Below are 16,616 nucleotides of genomic sequence, written 5' to 3'. Positions count from 1 at the left end.
CCAGATCCCGCGCCCGTGCGTGCCGATCACGAGATCGTTCTCCCGCGCCTGGATCTTGATGTCGTCCACCGGCGCGGGCGGCATGTTCCGCAGCAGCGGGTGCCACGAGTTGCCCGCGTCGATCGAGAAATAGATGCCGATCTCGTTGCCGGCGAAGAGGAGGTTCGCCGCCCGCGGGTGCTGCTGGAGTGCGTTCAGCGACCAGCCGTCCGGGATCCCGTCCGCGACCGCCCGCCACGACTCACCGTAGTCGTGCGAAACGTACAGGTACGGTGCCATGTCGTCGTCGCGGTGGTTGTCGCCCGCTACCCATACGGTCCCCACATCGGCGTGCGACGCCACGATCCGGGTCATGTACAACCGGTCGGGCGCGTCCGGCATGTTCGGCGCGGTGTTCGTCCACGTCGCCCCGCCATCGCGGGTGACCTGCAGGTTCCCGTCGTCGGTGCCCGCGTAGACGACCATCGGGTCGAGCGGCGAGGCCTCAATCGAGACCAGGCTCCCGAAGCTGGTCGTCCCGTCGTTTGCGGACATCATCGGCTCGGAACCGGGGACCCCCATGATGTCGAGTGCCCCGCGGTCGATGTTTCGGGTCAGGTCTCCGGAGATCTGCTCCCACGTCTGTCCGTAGTCCGTCGACCTGAAGAGGGTGTTCCCACCGAAGTAGATCGTGTTCGGGTCGCCGGGCGACACCTCGATCGGCGCGTTCCAGTTCCAGCGGTAGTCGGGCGGGCCCTCGCCATCGTCCGCCGCGCGGCCCAGCGGCCGAATCCACAGCCGCTCGCCGGTCTTCAGATTCGACCGCATCAGGCGCCCGTCTTCGGCCTCCACCAGCATCATCTCGCCATCGGGGTGGATGACCGTGAAGTAGCCGTCGCTCATCCCCACGTTGTACCAGTCGCGCGGCCGGATCCCGTGGTCCGACCACGTCTCCGACGGGGCGCACCACGAGCCGTTGTCCTGCAGACCGCCGCACACGTGGTAGGGGTCGCGCTCGTCGACGTCGATCTCGTAGAACTGCGCGAGCGGAAGGTTGCGCAGTTGTCGCCACGTGTCCGAGCGATTCCAGCTGATCGCGACGCCCCCATCACCGCCCAGAATGAGGTGGTCGGAGTTCGCCGGGTTGATCCACAGCGCGTGGTGGTCGGGGTGAACCTCCGAGGCCGCGTCGGCGGTGAACGTGTAGCCGCCGTCGGAGGAGCGGTACAGGTCGCGTCCGCCCAGATAGACGCGCTCGGGGTCGTTGGGGTCGATGCGGATCTGGCTGTAGTACATGGGACGGTTGTTGGTCGCGCTGACCTGCGTCCACGTCTCGCCGCGGTCGGTCGACCGGTACACACCCGTCGGGCGGTTCGGGTCTTCCGCCCGGCCGCCGACCGGATCGACCTGTCCGGGCGCCCGCTTGTCGGCCTCGACGATCGCCATCACCAGGTTGCCGTCACGCCGGTAGATGTCGACCCCGATGCGGCCGAGGTCCCCATCCGGCAGGCCGCCTGCGAGCTTCGTCCACGTGTCGCCACCGTCCGTCGTCCGGTAGAGGCCGCTCCCCGGCCCGCCGCCGTTGAAGCCCCACACCTTGCGTTGCCGCTGGTACATGGCCGCGAACAGCGTCTTCGGATCGGCCGGGTCCATGGCTAGATCGATGGCCCCCGTATGCTCGTCCACGTAGAGGACCAGGTCCCACGTCTCGCCCCCGTCCCGGGTCCGGTACACGCCGCGCTCGGGGTTCGAGCCCCACAGGTGGCCTACGGCGGCCACGTAGGCGACGTCCGGGTTTCCGTGGTCGACCTGAATGCGCGAGACATGATGGGTTTCCTCAAGACCCAGGTGGACCCAGGTGCGCCCCGCGTCCGTCGAGCGGAATACGCCCATCCCCCATGGTGAACTCTGGCGGTTCTGCGGCTCGCCCGATCCCACCCACACGACGTTCGGGTTGGAAGGAGCGATGGTCACATCCCCGATCGACAGCATCGGCTGGTCGTCAAAAACGGACTCGAAGGTCGTCCCGTGGTCGGTCGTCTTCCACAAGCCACCGGTCCCCACGCCGACGTAGAAGGTGGACGGATCGGACTCGACGACGGCGATGTCGGCGATGCGGCCACCCATGATCGTGGGGCCGATCTCCCGCCATTCGAGCGCGGCGACCGCCGCGGCCATGTCCGGGTCCTGGGCCGGCGCGGGTGCGGGCCAGGCCGTGAGAGCGAGTACTGCGACGAACGAACGCGTGACCGGGAGCCCTGAGCGCGTATGCATCTTGCTCACCTCGTGTGTCAGTTGGCCGGAAGTGGCGCCGCCCGCCGCGAGCCCGGATCTTCGGGCTCGCGGCGGGCGGACTCCGTTGCGAAACGGTCAGCTTCGAACCGGAACGGACGTTTCAGCGCGTCGGCGGGATCGGCACCTCTATCGAATCGCCGAGGTCCGGGCGGACCCCCGCCGCCTGCAGCGCCGCGTAGAGCGCCGGCATGCGATCCTCGATTACGGCGTTGAGGCGGTCGATGGCGCCGGGCAGCGCGCCCCAGCCGCGCTCAAGCTGGTAGAGCATGTCCGCCGTCGGCGCCGTGTGATAGCCGGACAGGCCGCCGGACACGCCCGCCCCACCCCGGGCACTGTCGAGTTCGTCTCCGATCTCGTCCAGTTCCTCGCCCAGGGCCTCAAGCTCCGCATTCAGAGACTCTGCGACGTCGTGGCCCTCGAGCTGGTCCTCGACGGAGGACAGGTGCTCGCGCATCCGGGCCAGTGCCTGCAGCCCCTGGTTCGTCGGCTTCGCCAGCGCGTAGGCGCTCATGAGCGCCTCTTGGCGCGCCATGAGGTCGCCCTGGCTGATGTTCACGCGCGGATCGAGCCGCACCGTGACCGAGGTCTCGAGCGTCTGCCCCGCCGCGTCCAGCCGGGCCGTGTACGTCCCCGGGAGGACCTTCGGCGCCACGCTGCCGGAGCGGAAGAAGTTTCCACCGCCAGGCGCGGCCGGCGGCGGCTCGTAGCGCAGATCCCAGATGACCTCGTTGAGGCCGCGGTCGCCGCCGCCTTCGAGTTCACGGATGACCGAGCCGTCGGAGTCGAGGATCGCGATCGTCGCCTTGCCCGCCATCGCGGACATCGGCACCGGGTCGTCGCCGTTCGCGGAGGGACCGCCGGAGGTCACGATCCGTTCGCCGGTCTCGCCGCCTTCCTCGTCGGCCGTCGGGGCCTCCGGCAGGTCGCTGCCCAGCCAGTAGCGGATGCGGGCGCCCTGCGGCGGGTTCTCCGCCTCCCACACGCCCGGCGTCCAGCCCTGCGGCGTGTACGGGTTGTAGGCGACGGCCGACTGGGTCGAGAAGAGGTGCGCCTCGGAGGCGAGCACGGCCTGGCTCAGTTCTTCGAGCGGCGTGATGTCCTCCATGATCCAGATCCCGCGCCCGTGCGTGCCGATCACGAGATCGTTCTCGCGCTCCTGGATCTTGATGTCGTCCACCGGCGCCGGCGGCATGTTCCGCAGCAGCGGGTGCCACGAGTTGCCCGCGTCGATCGAGAAGTAGGTGCCGATCTCGTTACCGGCGAAGAGGAGGTTCGCGGCGCGGTGGTGCTGCGCCAGCGCGTTCAGCGACCATCCGTCCGGGATCCCGTCCCTCACCGCCCGCCACGACTCGCCGAAGTCGTTCGAGACGTACAGGTAGGGGGCCATGTCGTCGTTGCGGTGGTTGTCCCCCGCCACCCACACCGTGCCGGGGTCGGCGTGCGAGGCGACGATCCGCGTCATGTACAACTGGTCAGGCACGCCCGGCATGTTCGGCGCCACGTTCGTCCACGTCCCGCCGCCGTCCCGCGTGACCTGCAGGTTCCCGTCGTCCGTGCCCGCGTACACGACCATCGGATCGAGCGGCGATTCCTCGATCGAGATCATGTTACCGAAGGTCGAGGTCCCGTCGTTCGCCGACATCATCGGCTCGGAGCCGAGGACGCCCATGATCGAGAGCGTCTCGCGGTCGATGTTCTTCGTCAGGTCGGGAGAGATCTGCTCCCACGTCTGTCCGTAGTCGGGCGTCTTGAACACGACGTTCGACCCGTAATAGACCGTGTTCGGATCGCTCGGCGACACCTCGACCGGCGTGTCCCAGTTCCAGCGGAAGTCGGGCAGATCCTCGTCATCCCCTTCGGGGCGCCCCAGCGGACGCATCCGCAGCCGCTCGCCCGTCTTGAGGTTCACGCGCATCGGATTTCCGTTCTGGGACTCCGCGATCATCTCCTCGCCGTTGGGATGGAGGACGGTGAAGTAGCCGTCGCCGCTCCCCACGTTGTACCAGTCGCGGGGCCGGATCCCCTGGTTGGACCAGGTGTCCGACGGACCGCACCATGAGCCGTTGTCCTGGAGGCCGCCGCACACGTGATAGGGGTCGCGGTTGTCGACGCCGATCTCGTAGAACTGCGCGAGGGGCAGGTTCGTCAGCTGGCGCCAGTTGTCGGAGCGGTCCCAGCTGATCGAAACACCGCCGTCGCCGCCCAGGATGAGGTGGTCGGAGTTCGCCGGGTTGATCCAGAGCGCGTGGTGGTCGGAGTGGACCTCCGAGGCCGCGTCCGGCGTGAAGTTGTACCCCCCGTCGGAGGTGCGGTACAGGCTCGATCCGCCCAGGTAGAGCCGCTCGGGATCGTTCGGATCGATGCGGATCTGGCTGTAGTACATGGGGCGGTTGTTGGTCGTGCTCGTCTGCACCCAGGTCTCGCCGCGGTCAGTCGACTTGTAGGTGCCCGTCTTGCGGTCGGCGTCGTCCTGGGCACCGAAGCCCTGGCCCGGCGCGCGCGCGTCGGCCTCGACGATCGCCCAGACGAGGTTGCCGTCGCGGCGGTAGATGTCGAGCCCGATGCGGCCGACGTCACCCTCCGGCAGGCCGCCGGCGAGCTTCGTCCAGTTGTCGCCGCCGTCCATCGTCCGGTAGATGCCGCCCCCGGGACCGCCGCCGTTGAAGCCCCAAAGCGTGCGCTGCCGCTGGTACATGGCCGCGAACAGCGTCATCGGATCGCCGGGATCCATGGCGAGGTCGATCGCGCCGGTGTGCTCGTCGACGTGGAGGACGAGTTCCCACGTCTCGCCGCCGTCCATCGTCCGGTACACGCCGCGCTCCGGGTTCGCGCCCCACAGGCGGCCCATCGCCGCCACGTAGGCCACGTCCGGATTCCGCGGATGGACCTGGATGCGCGAGATGTGGTGCGTCGCCTCGAGTCCGAGATGGGTCCAGGTCCGGCCGGCATCCGTCGAGCGGAACACGCCCATCCCCCACGGGGAGGACTGGCGGTTCTGCGGCTCGCCCGAGCCGACCCAGACCACATTCGGGTTCGACGGCGCGAGCGTGATATCCCCGACGGAGAGCATCGTCTGGTCGTCGAAGACCGACTCGAACGTGCTTCCGCCATTGATCGTCTTCCACACGCCGCCCGTCGCGACGCCGACGTAGAAGGTGGACGGATCGGCCTCGTTGACCGCGAGGTCGGCGATCCGGCCGCCCATGATCGTGGGACCGATTTCGCGCCATTCGAGCGCCTGGACGGCCGCCTGCAGATCGGCGTCCTGCGCCAGCGCGGGAAGGGGGGCTGCGGTGAGGGCGAGCACCGCGAGGAGAGAAAGAGACACCGGGAGCCCTGAGCGCGTACGCATCTCGCTTACCTCGTTTCGGCAGGGGTTCCGCGGGAGGGAGCGGTCCGGGCAAGGAAGCGGTACCGGCCACCCCACCCGACCACACAGCCCGTATAGAATAGATGAACCCACCGGAATCTGAAACGGGGTCCCGCGAATCCGGCTTCCCAAGCCCGCTTCCGCCTGGCTTCCACCTCGTCTCCGCCCCGCGCCGCGTGTCTCCGCTTGACGGTTACGACATCGAGTCGTAAACTTACGACATGTCGTCGTGAAAACGTCGACGAGTCCGGAAAAAGAGCCGGGATGCGACAGGCGGGAAGACACCAATGACGGACGTGATTCTCCAGATCGGGGCCAGCAAGCTGGCGATCTCGATCGGGCTTGCGGGACTGGCGTGGATCGCGGCGCGGCGCCGCCGGAACCCGTCGCTGGCGCACGGGCTGTGGCTGCTGCCGCTCGCGGTCCTGCTCGTGCCGCCGTCCGTCTCGATCCCGGTCTGGTCGGCGGGCGTCGATGCGGCGGGGCTTGCGGCCGCGATCGGTGTTCTGGAGGCGGAGTCGGCGCCATCCGCCGGGGCTACGCTGCTCGAGTGGCTGCGGAGCCACGGCGGGGACACCCTCGTTTGGCTCTGGCTCCTGGGCAGCGCTTCCGTACTCGGCTGGACGCTCGTGCGCACGCTCCGCTTCCATCGCTCGCTCCTAGGCGCTTCGGAACCCGCGCCGCCCGAGGTCCGGCGCCTCGCGCGGGAGATCGCCCGCAGGCTCGGTCTCCGCGCGACCCCCGCCGTTTATGCGACGCGCGCGCAGCTCTCACCCATGGTGTGGTGGGCCGGCGGGAAGGTGCGGGTCCTCATCCCCTCGACACTGCTGGCCGAGATGAACGAGTCCGACCTGCGCTGCATCCTGGCGCATGAACTCGCCCATATCCGGCGCCGCGACCACGTCGTGCGCTGGCTCGAGTGGCTCGCGTGCGCAGCCTTCTGGTGGAACCCCGTCGCCTGGTGGGCCCGCCGACGGCTGCGGGCGTCCGAGGAACTGTGCTGCGACGCGCTCGCCGTCGCCGCGATCGCGGCCGAACCCCGCACGTACGCGGGGGCGCTGCTCCGGGTGATCGACTTCATCTCGAAGTCCCCGCTCCCGGGCCCCCTGACCTTCGCGAGTACGATCGATCGCTGCGGCCGAGCGTCGCGGCTTGAAAGGAGATTTCGTGTGATCATGACGAACCGAACCTCGACCCCCACCCCGCGCTGGCTCCGCGTCGCCCTGCGCTGCGGCGCCGTCTGCCTGCTCGCGGGCGGCCTCGTCTACTGCACCGACCAGTCGAACCTCACCTCCGTCGACCCGGCCTTCGTCCCGGCGAACGAGGAGGCGGTCCTGCACCTCGACGACCGGGGAGATAATCCGGCAGCCGTCACACCCCTACGGCCGCATGTGATGCGCAAGCTGATCGAGGCGATCGCCACGGAGCACGCTCTCCCGGCCGACCTCGCCGACGCCCTCGGGGACGCCGGGGAGGCGGCCCTCTCAAACCGCACTCCAGCCGACTTGTTCCTGGCCGTGACTCCGGCCGACGGGGCGCGAGGCCCCAAGGTCGTCGAGTTGGACCTCGCGGGGCTCCGATCCGTGACGCTTGAGGCCGGACTCCCGCCGCAAGCGGCGGCGGCCAAGTCCGAACTGGCCCGCCACCTGCGCGTGCGCCCTATCAAGCAGGACAGCTTCCTTAGCGAGACACACATCGAATGCACCCGTGCGGAAGGCTCGAGCGTGAGTTCCTCCGAGGGCGAAGTCGTCGCCCGCAAGATGACTTGTAAAGCGGCGGCCACCAGCCAGGGGAAGCTCCTCATTCGCACCAGCCAGGGGAACCTCCGCGTTCGCCTCAGGAGATAGTGCGGGGGGGTCACGCGCTCGATACCCCGGCGCCAAAGCCTATCGAGAAAGGGTTTCGCATGACGACACCGCGCCTGGCCAACGCCGAACTCGCGGTCATGGAGCGACTCTGGAAGGAGGGGCGCCTCACGGCCCGCCGGCTTCGCGACCTGCTCTATCCGGACACGACGAGGTCGGCGCACGGCACCATCCAGCGCCTGCTGCAGCGGCTCGAGGACAAGGGTTTCGTCCACCGTGACGCCAGCCTCGGCACGCAACTCTTCTCCGCCCGAATCAGCCGCGAGGCGTACGCATCCGCACGGCTCGAGGCGCTGGCCGACCGGATCACCGGCGGCTCCCTCGTGCCGATGATCACGCAGTTGATGGAAGAGCGGAAGCTCGAACCCGAGGAGATCGAACGCCTGCGCGAGATCCTGGAGGAAGGATGACCGACGCAGGGTAGCGCGCCCGGCCGGGTCGGGGGATCTTCGGCTTGCGACAGGCTGCGGGATCTGGATCGTCCCGCCTCCCAGCCCCAGCGAGCCGGAGCGTCACCCGAATGGCTGCCGAAATACGGATGGAGCGGATGACGTCGCCCGAGATCGGGGCGGCGATCGAGGCGGGAGTCACGACCGTCGTCGTCGCGGCCGGGGCGGTGGAGCAGCACGGGCCGCACCTGCCGCTGTTCGTGGACGCCGAGCACGGCGACCGGCTCGCGGTCGAGATCGCCCGGCGGCTCGGAGGCGCGCTCGTGGCGCCGACCATCCGCGTGGGATGGTCCGCACACCACATGGCGTTCCCCGGCACCGTCTCCCTCGAGAAGGAAACCTTCCTCGCCGTCTGCAGGGACTACGTCGCCAGCCTCGCGCACCACGGCTTCCGGCGCATCTGTTTCGTCCCCTCGCACGGAGGCAACTTCGCCCCCCTCGCCGAGGCGCGTGACGCGTTCAACGAAGCGGCGGGGTCCGACTGTTCCGTGGACGTATACGCGGACCTGGCCGAGGTCATCGGGGTGTGGCGCGAGGTCGCCGAAGCGGAGGCGGGGCTCGGGGGTCGCGTGGGCGGCCACGCGGACATCGCCGAGACGTCGATCATGATGGCCATGCACGACGGGATCGTCCGCGCGGAACTGGCCGAGCGCGGGCGCCTGACGACGCCCGAAGAGGAGCCGGAACTCATCCGGCGCGTGCTCAGCGAGGGGTTCGCGAGCGTGACGCCGAACGGCATCCTCGGCGACGCGCGCGGGGCGAGCGCCGAACTCGGCGAGACGATGATCGCGGCGCTGGCGGATCGAATCGCCGCGTTTTTCGCGGGGTAGCGACGCTCCGGATTCCGGCTCGGACCCGACGATGGAGATGACGGGATGACGCGAACGCGGACAGGCGCGATGGTTGCGCTCATGCTGGGAGTCGCGTGGCCCATCGCGGGCCATGGACAGGTGCGGCGGGGCCCGCCGGCCGCGCCGCCCGACACGTCCGCGACGATGACGGTCGAGGCGTACGACCCCCGCTCGACGCTGGTCGTGCCCGAGAACCCGGTCTCGCGCGCGGCCTTCCCCTTCGTAGATGTCCACCTGCACCTCAACGGGACGATGCCGCGCCCACAGCTCGACCAGCTCGTGCGCGACATGGACGCGCTCAACCTCGCCGTCGGCGTCAACCTGAGCGGCGGCACGGGCCCCCGCCTCGGGCAGCAGATCGAGGCTTTCGAGGCCGCGTATCCCGGCCGTTTCGTCGTGTTCGCGAACGTCGACTTCAGCGACATCGGGAACCCCGAATTCGGGGCGCTGGCCGCGGCCCGGCTGGAGGCCGACGTCGAAGCCGGCGCCCGCGGGCTCAAGATTTTCAAGAACCTCGGGCTGTGGCTCACCGATGCCGCCGACCGGCGCGTCCCCGTCGACGACCCGCGCCTCGACCCGATCTGGGCGAAGGCGGGAGAACTCGGCATCCCCGTCCTCATCCACTCGGGAGACCCCGCGTCGTTCTGGGAGCCGATGGACGAAAGCAACGAGCGCTGGCTCGAGCTTCGCCTCCGGCCCCGCCGCCGACAGACCGGCCCCCCCTCCTTCGAGCTGGTACTGGAGGAGCAGTTGAACATGTTCCGCCGGCACCCGGAGACGACGTTCATCGCCGCCCACCTCGCGTGGCTCGGCCACGACCTCGGACGCCTCGGACAGCTCCTGGACGAGATCCCCAACATGAACGTCGGACTCGGCGCCGTGATCTACGAGCCGGGCCGGCAGCCCCGCTTCGCCCGCGAATTCTTCACCGAGTACCAGGACCGCATCCTGATGGGGAAGGACTCCTGGGCGCCGGACGAGTACCCCACGTACTTCCGGGTGCTGGAGACCGCCGACGAGTACTTCCCCTACTACCGCAGGTACCACGCCTTCTGGCGCATGTACGGTCTCGACCTGCCGGACGAGGTCCTGCGGAAGGTCTACTTCGAGAACGCGCTCCGGATCATCCCCGACATCGACCGAAGCCGGTTTCCGTAGACTTGTCCGCGGGTCGAGCCCGCGCGCTATCTTCCCCGCGGCGGTCCAGTGGCACACGGCACCGATAGGCGGCACCGTTAAAGAGGACGTATAGATGAAGGATCCGGCGAAGAGAGCCCTCGACGCCTACCGGATGGCGATGTCGAAGGAGGAGGCGTACGACGCGGCGTACCGAGGGCTGGCCAACGCCACGCTCGCGGTGAAGAGGGCGGAGGAACGGCTGGAAACGGCTCGCGAGTCGAAGACGGACGCCGCAGCCCTGGTACACCGCGCGGCCGGGGCGTTCGTCGATGCCCTCAGGGACGCCGAGGAGGCGTACGCCGCGGCCGAGCAGGCGGGGACCGTTCCCGTGCGGGGTCCCATCGAGTTGAACGACGTGAACCGCGAATCGATCAGCCGCCAAGCCGACAAGGCGAGCGAACTGCGGAGCTGGCTGAAGCTCCTGGACTGACCGCGGCGCCGCCCCTTCCCGTCACATATCCGGATAGTCCGCCGTGGGCCCGAACATCTGGGGCACCGGCACGTCGAGGAGCCGCAGGTAGACGCCCAGTTGCGCCCGGTGGTGGACCAGGTGGTCGAGGATGAAGCTCCGCATCACGACCGCCTTGGGCATCGAGAAGCGATCCTCTCCCGCCACCTTGAGCGTCCACGAACCGGCGAAGGTCTCATCCGAGGTGGCCTCGATCGTCTCCCGCGCCGCAGCCGCGCTCTGTTCGAGCGCCGCGACGAGTTCGGCCGAGGACTTGAGTTCGGGATTCTGCGGCGGGCCATCGCCGTCCGGGGCCACGTCGAACTCGGACATGGTCAGCGTCGCCACGGTCCAGTTGGGGAGCATCGCGACGTGGGTCGCCAGTTCGCCGAGCGTCCACGACTTCTCGTGCGGGCGCCAGTCGAGGCGGTCGTCCGGCACGGCTTCCAGCGTGGCGCGGCAGCCCGTCACGATGTGGTCGAACTGCATGAGGGTCTGTTGAGCAATCATGGGAGACTCCGTTGTGGGTGCGCGGTCGCCGCCTTCCGGGCGGTGACGGTCCAGCGGGCGCGGTAACCTGCAATGTCCGCCTGGTGGAGGGAACCATGCGCCCGCCGCGGTACCGACGCTTCGCCCGGTTCTGCCGGAACGCCGGGCGTCTTGATCCGCATCGCGACTTAGCTAGATTATTAGCTAGATTATTAACTAGATACTGAGTTCCGGAGGGGAGATGTCGCACGTCGTGAACGTTCATGAAGCCAAGACACAGTTGTCTCGCCTTCTGGCACAGGTGGAAGCTGGAGAGGACATCGTCATCGCTCGCCGCGGCGAGCCGGTGGCACGGCTGGTGGCCTGCAAGCCGGCCGGCAAGCGCCAACCGGATGTTCTAAGGGACCGGATCGTGATCCCCGACAGCTTCTTCGACCCGCTTCCGGAGGAGGAACTGGCCGCCTGGGAAGGCAGATAGCGGTGCGCGTGTTGCTGGACACGCATGCGTTTCTCTGGTGGCTCGCGGACAGCGGGCGGCTGTCCCGAAAGGCTCGCCGTCTTATTTCGGACGAGACGAACGACATCGCCGTCAGCGCGGCTTCCGCGTGGGAAATCGCGACGAAGCACCGGATCGGCCGACTGCCGGGTGGCGAGGCGGTGGCCCTGGATGTGGCCGGCCGCATATCCGATCAGGGGTTCAGCGAACTTGCCATCAGCGTCAGCGACGGGGAACGCGCCGGGCGCCTGCCCGGCCCCCATCGGGACCCCTTCGACCGAATGCTCGCAGCACAGGCTCTCGCGCGCGGCCTTCCGATCATCTCGATCGACGGAGTATTCGACCGCTACGGTCTGGATCGTCTCTGGTAGCTACTCGCGCTTTGCTCGAGGTTCCGGATCCCTCGCGGGCGCCGAATCGATGCGCCGCACGATGCCGCGGAGCATGCCGCGGAAGATCAGCCGGTGGATGGGATAGAGGAGGTACCAGTACAGCAGGCCGCCGAGGCCCAGCGGGTCGAAGATGGCGGTCTGCGTGATCCGGCTGCCGACCTTTCGGGGTTCGACTTCGAACTGGAGCCAAGCGCGTCCCGGGACCTTCATCTCGGCCCGCAGGCGGAGCAGGCGGCCGGGTACGACGGCCTCCACGCGCCAGAAGTCGAGCGGGTCGCCGGGGCGCAGCTCGGTCGGATGCGGCCGGCCGCGCCGCATGCCGACCCCGCCCAGGAGGAGATCCGCGGATCCGCGCAGCACCCACAGCCAGTTGGCGTAGTACCAGCCGTTCGTGCCGCCGATGCGCTCGATCGGCACGAAGGCGCGCTCGGCACCGACTTCCACCACCGCCTGCTGCCGGTCGACGATCCGGGAACCCACGCGTTTCCCGCCCCAGAGCGGCTGCCCGCCGCCTGACGAGACGGCGTCGCTCCACCGGGTCCGGGCCATCTCGCCGTCTTCGTCGCTCAGCGCCCGCTCGATCGCCTCGCGCACATCGAGAGGACGGACCGGGAAGCGTTCAAGGGCCGCGGCATCGCGCACGACCGTCTGGTTCCGCAGGCTGGTCACGAGCTTCCGGCCCACCCGCGCATACACCGGCGTGACGAGACCGAGCCACAGGCTCGACAGTCGCGGACTGAGGAGGGGGACCGGGACCATCACGCGCCGCACGCCGACCTGGCGCGCGTACTCGTGCATCAGTTCGCCGTAGGTAACGGGACTCGGCCCGCCGATCTCGAACACCGCGCTGCGCTCCAGGTCGAGATCGAGCCCGTGGATCAGGTAGGCGATAACGTCGTCGATCGCGATGGGTTGGGCCGGCGTCCGGACCCAGCGCGGCGTAACCATGCACGGCAGCTTGTTGACCAGGCTCCGCAGGAGTTCGAAGGAGAGCGACCCCGATCCGATGATGATGGAGGCGCGGAACTCCAGCGTGGGCGGCCCTTCGGCGGCGAGGATGCGGCCGACTTCCCGCCGGCTCGCGAGGTGGGGCGACAGCTCGCCGTCGCCGATGAGGCCGCCGAGATAGATCACCCGGCGCACGCTCCGCACTCGCGCGGCACGGGCGAAATTGCCGGCACCGAGGCGGTCCTGTTCCTCGAAGTCGGCCTTCGATCCCATCGAATGGACGAGATAGTAGGCGGTGTCCACCCCCTGAAGCGCTTCAACGAGCGAGTCGGGATCCAGCACGTCGCCCGCCAGGATCTCGGTCCGGCTCGAGAACCGGTTGGCGACGTACCGCGGGTTACGAGCGAGACAGCGAACCCGTTCTCCGCGCGCCTCGAGCGCCGGGACGAGCCGTCCACCGACGTATCCGCTCGCCCCGGTGACGAGAACGCGACGTGGCCGCCACTCCGGGCTCCGTGTTGGGGGCAATCGGGGCGCCGGCTGCGGGTCAGTCGTCGTGCTTGCCGGTGTCGCCGCGGCGGATCTCGAAGTCGCGGCGGTCCCGGTAGGTCACGGCCTCGCCACACGGGGCGCGGGCGATCAACTCCATGATGTGGGGTCTCCGCTCTTCGTCCGTCATCCGCCGCCGCCTGTGTCGATCCGGCGGAATTCCAGCGTGCCGACGCTCAGAACGGTCGTGCCGCGTTCGATGAGGCCGGTGATGCGATCGTCGGACCGGATGCGACCGTCATAGCGCTCCGAGGACTCGCCGTAGTCGAGCGTCAAGAGGACCCTCGAAGGCTCGTGCACGCCGCTCACCGTGCCGGGAGACACCTGCTCGGCGGGGTGCGGGAGGCGGCGGAAATCCGTTCGGCTGACCCGGCCCGAGACGTTGCCCTGCCCGTCCTCCCGCAGCCAGAGCTGCCAGGACACGCCTCCCCCGTCGATCAGACTCACCGCGCCGAGCCAGCTCCCTTCCAGCGGCCTCTCCGCCGGATCCGTCGCGAAGCCGCACCCCCCAACCGTCGCGCAGAGGATGATGAAGGCGACCGCTCCCAAGCTTCGACGGAGTGCGCGCACCACGGCTCTCCCGGCTACGGCAAACCTCCGCTTCACGTGGCGACCTCCTCTCCTGGTTCGGGGGAACGTGGGTGCGCATTCCCGCGACATTGTCAGGTGATATGATACAGCCCGCTCGCTCGTTGTGTCTCGTGTACGGAGCGAGTCGATCCCGAACCTTCGCGAGGCGCATGCCCCAGTTTCTCCAGGACGCCCGGCCCTTCGTCCGCGTCACACTGCTCGCGGCGGCGGCGCTCTACGGCGGGTGCGGGCCGGAGGCGCTCGACTGGGTCGAGGAGGACGGATACCGCTGGGCCGAACTTCGAGTGTCGGGGGACGACGAGCCGGGGTTCGAGCGGCTCGACCCTTCGGAGACGGGGATCTCGTTCGAGAACGTGGTGACCGAGGAGCAGTACATCGCAAACAGCCACTATCTGAACGGGTCCGGCGTCGCGGCGGGAGACGTGGACGGCGACGGCCGGATCGACCTCTACTTCGCCGGGATGGACGGGCCGAACCGGCTCTACCGGAACCTTGGCGGCTGGCGCTTCGAGGACATCGCCGAGGAGGCGGGGGTCGCAGCGGCGGACCGCTTCTCGACGGGCGCCGTGTTCGCGGATGTGGACGGGGACGGAGACCTCGACCTCCTGGTCAACGCGCTCGGCGGACCGAACGCGCTCTACGTAAACGACGGCACCGGCCACTTCACGGACGGGACGGACGAGGCGGGGCTCTCGTCGACGCTCGGGAGCATGTCGATGGCGCTCGCCGACATCGACGGGGACGGGGACCTCGACCTGTACGTGGTGAACAACAAGGTCGCGACGGTGCAGGACCTTTTCCCCCCCGAAGTCCTTCAGCCGAGCAGCCTCTACCGGCAGACGGAGGACGGGTTCGAGATCCTCCCGGAATGGCGGGAGCACTTCACGCTCGGCGAGATCCGAGAGGGGATGGTCCCCCGGCTGGAGCTCGCGGAACCCGACCGGCTCTATCTGAATGACGGAACGGGACGATTCACGCCGGTGCCCTGGACGGAGGGCGCGTTCCTCGACGAGGAGGGACGCCCGCTGGAGGCCGAGCCGGTGGAGTGGGGACTTGCGGCCCGCTTCCAGGACATGGACGGGGACGGGGATCCCGACCTGTACGTCTGCAACGACTTCCACAGCCCCGATCACATCTGGATCAACGACGGCGCCGGGCGATTCCGGATGCTGGCGCCGCTCGCCATGCGGAGCACGAGCTTCGCGTCCATGGCGGTTGATTTTTCGGACGTGGACCGGGACGGCTTCGCGGACTTCTTCGTGGCGGAAATGTTGAGCCGGGAGCAGCGGCTGCGCATGAAGCAGATCGTCGGCGGCGTCGCAGACCCGCAGTTCGCGGGACGGATCCGGAACCGGCCGCAGAAGCCGCGCAACACGCTCTACGTGAGCCGGGGGGACGGGACCTTCGCGGAGGCCGCACAGTTCGCGGGCCTCGACGCATCCGGCTGGTCGTGGGGAAGCACGTTCGTAGACGTCGATCTCGACGGGTTCGAGGATCTGCTCGTTGGAACCGGGCACTTCTACGACGCGATGGACAAAGACGCGGCGCAGAGGGTGGGTTCGATGGACTGGCGGCAGCGGATTCTCGGCTTCCCGCCGCTGCGCCTCTCCAACATCGCCTTCCGCAATCGCGGAGACCTGACCTTCGAGGAGGTGGGCGAGGCGTGGGGGTTTGCGGGGGAGGAGGACATCACGCACGGCATGGCGGCGGCGGATCTCGACGGGGACGGGGATCTGGACGTCGTCACGAACCGGCTGCTCGCGCCCGCGGGCGTGTACCGGAACGTGGGGAGGGCGCCGCGGGTGGCCGTGCGGCTCGTCGGTCGGCGGCCTAACACGGAGGGCGTCGGCGCCCGGGTCCGTCTGTCGGGGAGCGGGTTGCCGGCGCAGACGAAGGAGATCGTCGCGGGAGGTCTGTACCTCTCCGGTTCCGAGGCGCTGGCCAGCTTCGCCGCCGCCGGGGGAGAGATGACGCTCGAGGTCGTGTGGCGGGACGGGACGGTGGTCCGCGTGGAGGACGTCCGCGCGAACCGTATCTACGAGATCCGCGAGCCCGCGGGCCGCGGCGCGGAGGCGGCTCCGGCGGCGGCTCCGGGGGCGGCGGAAACGGACACACCCCTGTTCGACGACGTGTCCGAGCTGCTTGGGCACCGTCACCGGGAGAACGCGTTCGACGACTTCGCGCAGCAGCCGCTCATCACGTGGCGTTTGGGACAGGGCGGCCCGGGCGTCGCGTGGAGCGATATCGACGGTGACGGGGACACCGACGCCCTGGTCGGCGGCGGGGGCGGGGTCGGCCTCTCGGTCTTCCGCGGCGACGGCGAGGGCGGGTTCTCGCCGGACCGGGGCGCGCACGGCGGCGGGGCGGCCGGGGCGGCGCCATCCCCGGGCGACCAGACGGGCCTCGTCATCGTCCCCGGCCGGGCCGGCGCCACGGTGGTCGTCGGAACCGCGACGTACGACGGCACCGACCGGGCGGCCACCTCGGCCACGCTGCTGCGGGCCTCCGGCTCGGTGCTCCGGGAGGCGCAGACGCTCCCGGCCGCCGAGTCGAGCACCGGCCCGCTCGCGGCGGCCGACGTCGACGGGGACGGCGACGTCGATCTCTTCGCGGGAGGGCGTGTGATCCCCGGCCAGTACCCGGCTGCGGCGACCTCTCGCCTCTTCCTCAACGAGGGCGGCCGCTACGTCCTCGACGACTCGAACGCGGCGGTTC

14 protein-coding genes are annotated in these 16,616 nt (G+C 69.2%); 8 read left to right on the top strand and 6 right to left on the bottom strand.

Annotated elements, in window-relative coordinates:
* Both OXN85_02375 and OXN85_02370 read right to left on the bottom strand, forming a co-directional pair.
* A partial coding sequence (locus OXN85_02375) for a hypothetical protein (GenBank protein ID MCY3598806.1) occupies positions 1-2,253 on the bottom strand: 2,253 nt, incomplete at its 3' end.
* 121 nt (positions 2,254-2,374) lie between these two features.
* Entirely contained in the window at positions 2,375-5,626 is a 3,252-nt protein-coding gene (locus OXN85_02370) for a hypothetical protein (protein MCY3598805.1), read from the bottom strand.
* 305 nt (positions 5,627-5,931) lie between these two features.
* On the opposite strand from OXN85_02370, the gene OXN85_02365 reads away from it, so the two are divergent.
* From OXN85_02365 to OXN85_02345, 5 genes are all read left to right on the top strand, one after another.
* Positions 5,932-7,491 (top strand): M56 family metallopeptidase, encoded by a 1,560-nt coding sequence (locus OXN85_02365; protein ID MCY3598804.1) that lies wholly within the window; start codon positions 5,932-5,934, stop codon positions 7,489-7,491.
* Positions 7,492-7,550: 59 nt separating this feature from the next.
* Complete coding sequence (locus OXN85_02360; protein ID MCY3598803.1) at positions 7,551-7,919, top strand: BlaI/MecI/CopY family transcriptional regulator; 369 nt, start codon at positions 7,551-7,553, stop codon at positions 7,917-7,919.
* A 110-nt stretch (positions 7,920-8,029) separates the two neighbouring features.
* The gene (locus tag OXN85_02355; GenBank protein MCY3598802.1) at positions 8,030-8,788 is read left to right on the top strand and encodes a creatininase family protein; all 759 of its coding nucleotides are present in this window, start codon (positions 8,030-8,032) and stop codon (positions 8,786-8,788) included.
* A gap of 45 nt (positions 8,789-8,833) precedes the next feature.
* Positions 8,834-9,967: an amidohydrolase family protein gene (locus OXN85_02350; protein MCY3598801.1), complete on the top strand. Its 1,134-nt coding sequence runs from the start codon at positions 8,834-8,836 to the stop codon at positions 9,965-9,967.
* A 94-nt stretch (positions 9,968-10,061) separates the two neighbouring features.
* Positions 10,062-10,418, top strand: coding sequence for a hypothetical protein (locus OXN85_02345; protein MCY3598800.1), 357 nt, complete (start codon positions 10,062-10,064; stop codon positions 10,416-10,418).
* 21 nt (positions 10,419-10,439) lie between these two features.
* On the opposite strand, the gene OXN85_02340 is transcribed toward OXN85_02345, so the two are convergent.
* The gene (locus OXN85_02340) at positions 10,440-10,946 is read right to left on the bottom strand and encodes a DinB family protein (GenBank protein MCY3598799.1); all 507 of its coding nucleotides are present in this window, start codon (positions 10,944-10,946) and stop codon (positions 10,440-10,442) included.
* 220 nt (positions 10,947-11,166) lie between these two features.
* On the opposite strand from OXN85_02340, the gene OXN85_02335 reads away from it, so the two are divergent.
* Together OXN85_02335 and OXN85_02330 are read left to right on the top strand one after the other, a co-directional pair.
* Positions 11,167-11,403, top strand: a complete 237-nt coding sequence (locus OXN85_02335; protein ID MCY3598798.1) for a type II toxin-antitoxin system prevent-host-death family antitoxin — start codon at positions 11,167-11,169, stop codon at positions 11,401-11,403.
* Positions 11,404-11,405: 2 nt separating this feature from the next.
* Positions 11,406-11,792: a type II toxin-antitoxin system VapC family toxin gene (locus OXN85_02330; protein ID MCY3598797.1), complete on the top strand. Its 387-nt coding sequence runs from the start codon at positions 11,406-11,408 to the stop codon at positions 11,790-11,792.
* Here the strand turns inward: OXN85_02330 and OXN85_02325 are convergent, their stop codons facing one another.
* From OXN85_02325 to OXN85_02315, 3 genes are read right to left on the bottom strand one after another with little or no spacing between them, the layout of a single operon-like run.
* Complete coding sequence (locus OXN85_02325; GenBank protein MCY3598796.1) at positions 11,793-13,289, bottom strand: SDR family oxidoreductase; 1,497 nt, start codon at positions 13,287-13,289, stop codon at positions 11,793-11,795.
* A 19-nt stretch (positions 13,290-13,308) separates the two neighbouring features.
* Complete coding sequence (locus OXN85_02320) at positions 13,309-13,440, bottom strand: hypothetical protein (GenBank protein ID MCY3598795.1); 132 nt, start codon at positions 13,438-13,440, stop codon at positions 13,309-13,311.
* Complete coding sequence (locus OXN85_02315; protein MCY3598794.1) at positions 13,437-13,880, bottom strand: hypothetical protein; 444 nt, start codon at positions 13,878-13,880, stop codon at positions 13,437-13,439. Before OXN85_02315 ends, OXN85_02320 begins: the two co-directional genes overlap by 4 nt.
* A 170-nt stretch (positions 13,881-14,050) precedes the next feature.
* Here OXN85_02315 and OXN85_02310 point away from each other — a divergent pair.
* A partial coding sequence (locus tag OXN85_02310) for a CRTAC1 family protein (protein MCY3598793.1) occupies positions 14,051-16,616 on the top strand: 2,566 nt, incomplete at its 3' end.

Origin of the sequence: Candidatus Palauibacter australiensis (genome assembly GCA_026705295.1) — a bacterium.
Lineage (GTDB): Bacteria > Gemmatimonadota > Gemmatimonadetes > Palauibacterales > Palauibacteraceae > Palauibacter > Palauibacter australiensis.
This window is presented reverse-complemented; position numbering and strand designations above follow the sequence as displayed.

Coding starts and splice junctions, on each gene's coding strand:
- OXN85_02370 (MCY3598805.1), bottom strand. CDS start 5,626: ATGCGTACGCGCTCAGGGCTCCCGGTGTCTCTTTCTCTCCTCGCGGTG.
- OXN85_02365 (MCY3598804.1), top strand. CDS start 5,932: ATGACGGACGTGATTCTCCAGATCGGGGCCAGCAAGCTGGCGATCTCG.
- OXN85_02360 (MCY3598803.1), top strand. CDS start 7,551: ATGACGACACCGCGCCTGGCCAACGCCGAACTCGCGGTCATGGAGCGA.
- OXN85_02355 (MCY3598802.1), top strand. CDS start 8,030: ATGGCTGCCGAAATACGGATGGAGCGGATGACGTCGCCCGAGATCGGG.
- OXN85_02350 (MCY3598801.1), top strand. CDS start 8,834: ATGACGCGAACGCGGACAGGCGCGATGGTTGCGCTCATGCTGGGAGTC.
- OXN85_02345 (MCY3598800.1), top strand. CDS start 10,062: ATGAAGGATCCGGCGAAGAGAGCCCTCGACGCCTACCGGATGGCGATG.
- OXN85_02340 (MCY3598799.1), bottom strand. CDS start 10,946: ATGATTGCTCAACAGACCCTCATGCAGTTCGACCACATCGTGACGGGC.
- OXN85_02335 (MCY3598798.1), top strand. CDS start 11,167: ATGTCGCACGTCGTGAACGTTCATGAAGCCAAGACACAGTTGTCTCGC.
- OXN85_02320 (MCY3598795.1), bottom strand. CDS start 13,440: ATGACGGACGAAGAGCGGAGACCCCACATCATGGAGTTGATCGCCCGC.